The organism is Bacillus sp. ISL-4, assembly GCF_018613275.1.
GTDB lineage: Bacteria > Bacillota > Bacilli > Bacillales > DSM-1321 > Peribacillus > Peribacillus simplex_E.
In genome coordinates this window covers 1-5268 of the sequence record NZ_JAGGQN010000088.1, presented here as the reverse complement: position 1 = coordinate 5268, position 5268 = coordinate 1, and the positions used below count along the sequence as shown (strand labels likewise).

Here is a 5268-nt window from a genome sequence, read left to right as displayed (position 1 = left end):
AGAGACGCACCAATCCGGCGCCGAGTCATTGAATGTCCTCACGGAGAGATCATACGTCATATCATTGTCCATGAAATCCACCATATTGGCCAGTTATCTATATGGGCACGTGAAATAGGAAAGGAGCCTGTTTCCGCAAATCTGAGAGGAAGAGGGCTATTCGATAATTAGACTGCCTTTGCCGATTTCACAAACAGGCGCGATTCTTTAATAAGAATCGCTTTTCTTAATGAACTAACAGTCTTATGGAACTAACGGGGCAGGTTAGTGCCATAAGAATTCTATTTGTAAAAAAATGAGATGTCTCTTATCAAGAAACATCTCATGAATATCTATTCTTTAAATTTTAACAACCTAATTGCATTTAAAATAACAATTAATGCAGCACCTGTATCACTTAATACAGCCATCCAAAGTGTAAGCCAGCCAGGAAAGATTAGGACTAATGCAATTACTTTAATAATTACGGAGAACCAAATATTTTGTTTAATAATAGTTAAAGCTTTTCTACTTAACTTCATTGTATGAGGAAGTTTATCAAGATTATCAGCCATTAAAACAATATCTGCTGTCTCCATTGCAGTGTTAGTTCCTGCACCACCCATAGCAATACCTAAATCTGCTGTTGCAAGTGCTGGAGCATCATTAATACCGTCTCCTACCATTGCCACCTTATGTCCTTCATTTTGTAATTTCTTTATGGCATCTACTTTATCCTCTGGTAATAATTCTGCAAAATAACGATTAACATTAGCTTCTGAAGCAATCATTTTTGCAGTTCCTTCATTATCTCCAGTCAACATTACAGTTTGTTTAACTCCACTTTGTTTTAAAGCCTTTAATGCTGATGACGTTGTTTCACGTATTGTATCAGAAACTGCAATCATACCAATTACTTGATGATTTGTACCGATAATAATTACCGTTTTCCCATTGTTTTGTATATCTTGAACATGGTTTTTTACATCCTCTAAAGATACATTCATTTCTTCGAATAGTTTTAGATTTCCAGCGTAAAAGATATCTCCTTTAATTGTTGCTTGAACGCCTTTTCCTACGATACTTTTGAATAACTCGCCATTTTTAGGCTGAATTCCTTTTTCCTTTGCATATCCAACAATCGCTTTGGCTATAGGATGTGTTGAGTAATCTTCTAATGTTAATGCAATTGAAAGTAATTCCTCCTCTGATACGTTAGATACTTTGATTTCTGATACTTTAGGCTTCCCTTCAGTCAAAGTTCCTGTTTTATCAAATGCAATGGCAGTAATGGCACCTGCTTTTTCTAAGAACGTACCACCTTTAATTAAGACTCCGTTCTTCGCAGCGTTCCCAATGGCTGATACGATCGCAACAGGAGTAGAAATCACTAAAGCACAAGGACAAGCTACAACTAACAGTTCGAGTCCCTTATAAAACCAGTCTCCCCAAGTGCCAAATCCAAGGAGTGGAGGTAGCACCATAATTGCCAAAGCTAAAATAAATACAATAGGTGTATAAACACTTGCGAATTTATCTACAAATGCTTCTGTTGGCGCTTTTTGTTCCTGTGCTTCTTCAACCAAGTGAATAATTTTTGATATGGTCGTATCTTCTGCTAACTTTGTGACATTAACCTCAAGAGAACCATTTTCATTTATAGTTCCTGCATAAACTGTATCACCAATTTCCTTATCTACAGGAATGGACTCTCCTGTAATAGGAGCCTGATTGACGCTTGTTGATCCTTGGATGATCTCACCGTCTAATGGAATTTTATCGCCTGGTTTAACAATGATAATGTCACCAACTGTTATCTCTTCAACTGGTTTTTTAATTATCTCTGAACCAACACTGACCCAAGCTTCAGGAGGAGCTAAATCCATAAGATTACGAATCGAATTCCTTGTACGTTCAATTGATTTTGTTTGTAGTAAGTTACCGATTGCAAATAACCAAACTACGGTAGCTCCTTCCAGCCATTCACCTATTAGAGCAGCTCCAATAGCCGCAGCAGACATTAGAACATTCATATCCAGAGAACGACTTTTTATTGCATAGAATGCACTCTTGACTGGTTTATAACCACTTATAACCATTGCAATAGCGTACAGGATCGTCGACATTATAGGAGAAATCCCATTAAATGAACCGATAAAACCGAGAGCAATTAATACTCCAGACAAGATAATTAAGCCTTTGTCGTTTTTATTTTTGTTAGTCTGTATCGAATTCTTATTATTTGTTTGTAATGAAGCTTTAAAACCAATTTTAGAAACCTCAGAAATAATATGTTCGACACTATCGGAATGTTCAATTTTCATTTTCCCAGTAGAGAAATTAACACTGACATTTGTAACGGATGAGAGGGTATTCAAGTGGTTTTCTATGCTCTTAGCACAACTACCACAGTCCATTCCCTCAATTTCCAACGTTTTTATATTCCCTTTTTGGTTTAAAGGCTCAACAGAATATCCAAGCTTTTTGATTTCACTTTCTATCGGGATAAAAGCATCAAGGTGACTTGCAGTCACCTGCATTTTCGCTGTACTGTAATTAACCTTTACTTCAGCGATATCCTTTAATGTACTTAAACCTTTTTCAATGGTTTTTGCACAAGCTGGACAGTCCATTCCTTGAACTCTGTATGCCATCTTCTCAACAGAATAAAGTGGATTCGAGATTGTCTCGTTTGTCTGTTGTTCATTACTACTACAACAGGTTGTTTTCACTAAAGTTTCATCTTCTTTAATTGTTGTAATACTGCTACAACAATTATTTGTTTCTTGTTTTTTTTCACTTGGAAGGGAAGTGCTGCAACAGCTTATTTTCTCTAATTCTTTATCTGTTTCCTTTGATGCATTACTGCTACAACAACTAGTTTCTGCTTGTATTAAAACAGGTATTGAATTAAAGCTATTTACTGAATCTTTGTTACTTGTACAACAACCTGAGGTTTCTTGTTTTATATCTAAATTGGTGGAGCTACAACAACTATCCGTCCTATTTTCATTATTTTCGGCTTCGTTATTTGAATTACAGCATTTGTCAGCCATTTTAACCACTCCTAATCTATATGACTTTTGCAGCATGCAACATCATTTTGAACATCTTCAAGAACTACGTCGAACATTGCTAATAAATCTCGTATATGCTGATTACGTAAACTGTAATAGCAGTATTTTCCTTCATTCCTTCCAACAATAATTCCACAACCTTTTAAACATGCAAGGTGTTGTGAAATATTAGACTGATTCCCCTTAATTTCTTCTACAATTTGAGACACAGTTTTTTCCTGACTTTTTATACTTTCGAGAATTTGTATCCTTGTTTTATTAGAAAATCCATGAATTAGTTTAACCTTCATATCTATATCAATATTTTGCATATATTTACCTCCTAACATATTAGACAGAACTAATGTGTTTTGTTATCATCATATTAGCATTGACTAATATGTGTGTCAAAAAGATTGAAATTTAACTATGTATAAGGAGTCCGTGAAATGACAAAAAATTTCTTACTATTCTTTTTATTTGTATTTGTTTTATTTCCAAATCAAGCACTAGCACACACTTCTCTGGAAATCTCAACACCTAAAGATGGTGAAGTAATAACAGAACCCATTCAGGAGTTAACTTTAATTTTTGGGACAAAAGTTGAACAAAACAGCATAATTAATGTTTCAAATTCAAACGGAGAACCTGTTAAACTAGGAAACTTTGTGATCGAGGAGGAAGAAATGTGGGCTACCTTTTTTCAACCTTTAGAGAATGGAAATTATAAAGTTGACTGGAAGATCATTGGTGCAGATGGACATCCGATAGAAGGTACGTTTTCCTTCTCCGTAGATGTACCAATAGATGAAGCCTACGTTGAAAATAAGGGAGAAACAGAAGAAGAACGAAAACAAGAAGATAATAAAGCAAGCAACACAAAAAAAACAAAACAGGAAGTACAACAAAGTAACGTGCCTTCTTATATAATCCCCTCCATTTCAGTTGTTTTATTTGTCGTAGTTATTGGAAGTTTCCTTTGGCTAAGGAGGAGGAAGAAATAAAAAATGTTTATGATCGGAATCATCAGTGAGCCGTTATTATATCTTTGTTTTTCTCTATTACTTGGGAGATTTATTCTACGGCTTGTCCCCAGTACTTATAGACCCGATTTTAATGTACCTAAAGGTGTATTAATGCTAGCAACAGCCGGTATAGCAATCTTTTCATTTATACCCGTTTTACAAGTGATTTTATATCTTTATCAGGACATTGGGTTTAAGCAAACACTTAAATCGGTTCTTTTTACTTTTGAAGTGGGAAAAGCCTGGATTTTTACGTGCTTTCTCTCAAATCTATTATTTATTTATATTGTTTGGTTTGATTATCGAAAGAATCAACTATATGCATACATTGGTATTGTCATTACGTTCATATTAATTCTTGCACTAGGTTGGTCCAGTCATGCTAGTTCTATAGAGCGATGGAAAGGATTCCTTGTACACACTATTCATTTTCTTGCAGTAACTATTTGGGTAGGAATTTTATTCGTGGTTAGTTGGGCCTCAAAAAGCCACTTAAATTGGATGAAATTTTTAAAATGGTTTACACCCGTTGCATTAATTTGTTTCTTGATAACTGTTATATCAGGACTTTTTTTAATGACTGTAGTGATCGATTATAAAGATTATGCAAATTCTTGGATTCTTCCTTATGGACAAGCACTTTTAATTAAACATCTTCTCATTGCTCCTTTATTGGCTTATGTCTTAATTAATAGTATTTTGATACGAAAAAAATTAAAAAATAATGATAATTATAATCCAAGGCCTTGGACGAAAGCTGAGAGTTTAATTGTATTTCTAATTTTCTCTGCTACTGCTGCATTAGGGCAACAAGAGCCACCTCATGATATTGAAACAACAATTGCTGCATCAGGAGTGTCTAGATTATTTGACCTTTTATATCAAGGAAATATAACAGGCAATTTAGTAATAGTTTTTGGTTTTGAATTTAACAGTGTAATGTTATTATTATTAGCCTTATCCTTCTTGGGACTAACAATATTGTCATATGTAAAGAGAGCACCTATCCTATTAGGTTTCTCAATGAGTGTATTATTTGTAGTTGCTACATATTTGTCATTAATGGTAAGCATCCGATAAGATGGCGCGATTCTGGAATAAGAATCGCTTTTCTTAATGAACTAACGGGTGCGTTAGCTGAAGATCGGAGTTGTCTTAAGGCAGCTTTTTCTTCTTTAACTAACAGGTGTTATTGTTTAATAAAAAAA

General features: G+C 34.6%; 5 protein-coding genes. 3 read left to right on the top strand and 2 right to left on the bottom strand.

The features are described from left to right. The coding region (locus J7J00_RS27690) for a DinB family protein (RefSeq protein ID WP_286201619.1) at window positions 1–171 on the top strand (171 nt) is incomplete at its 5' end. A 161-nt stretch (window positions 172–332) separates the two neighbouring features. Here the strand turns inward: J7J00_RS27690 and J7J00_RS27685 are convergent. Further along, window positions 333–3035 (bottom strand): heavy metal translocating P-type ATPase, encoded by a 2703-nt coding sequence (locus tag J7J00_RS27685; RefSeq protein WP_214796403.1) that lies wholly within the window; start codon window positions 3033–3035, stop codon window positions 333–335. A gap of 11 nt (window positions 3036–3046) precedes the next feature. After that, window positions 3047–3367 carry an ArsR/SmtB family transcription factor gene (locus J7J00_RS27680; RefSeq protein WP_214796401.1) on the bottom strand — a complete coding sequence of 107 codons (321 nt, stop codon included), beginning with the start codon at window positions 3365–3367 and terminating at the stop codon, window positions 3047–3049. 117 nt (window positions 3368–3484) lie between these two features. Here J7J00_RS27680 and J7J00_RS27675 point away from each other — a divergent pair, with 117 nt between their 5' ends. Together J7J00_RS27675 and J7J00_RS27670 are read left to right on the top strand one after the other, a co-directional pair. Next, on the top strand, window positions 3485–4039 hold the full coding sequence (locus J7J00_RS27675; protein WP_214796399.1) for a copper resistance CopC family protein: 555 nt from the start codon (window positions 3485–3487) through the stop codon (window positions 4037–4039). A 3-nt stretch (window positions 4040–4042) separates the two neighbouring features. Next, entirely contained in the window at window positions 4043–5140 is a 1098-nt protein-coding gene (locus J7J00_RS27670; RefSeq protein ID WP_214796397.1) for a copper resistance D family protein, read from the top strand. The last annotated feature ends 128 nt before the right edge of the window (window positions 5141–5268 follow it).

What these genes read in the sequence shown, in the direction of transcription:
- J7J00_RS27675 (WP_214796399.1), top strand. Translation starts at nt 3,485, where the DNA reads ATGACAAAAAATTTCTTACTATTCTTTTTATTTGTATTTGTTTTATTT.
- J7J00_RS27685 (WP_214796403.1), bottom strand. Translation starts at nt 3,035, where the DNA reads ATGGCTGACAAATGCTGTAATTCAAATAACGAAGCCGAAAATAATGAA.
- J7J00_RS27670 (WP_214796397.1), top strand. Translation starts at nt 4,043, where the DNA reads ATGTTTATGATCGGAATCATCAGTGAGCCGTTATTATATCTTTGTTTT.
- J7J00_RS27680 (WP_214796401.1), bottom strand. Translation starts at nt 3,367, where the DNA reads ATGCAAAATATTGATATAGATATGAAGGTTAAACTAATTCATGGATTT.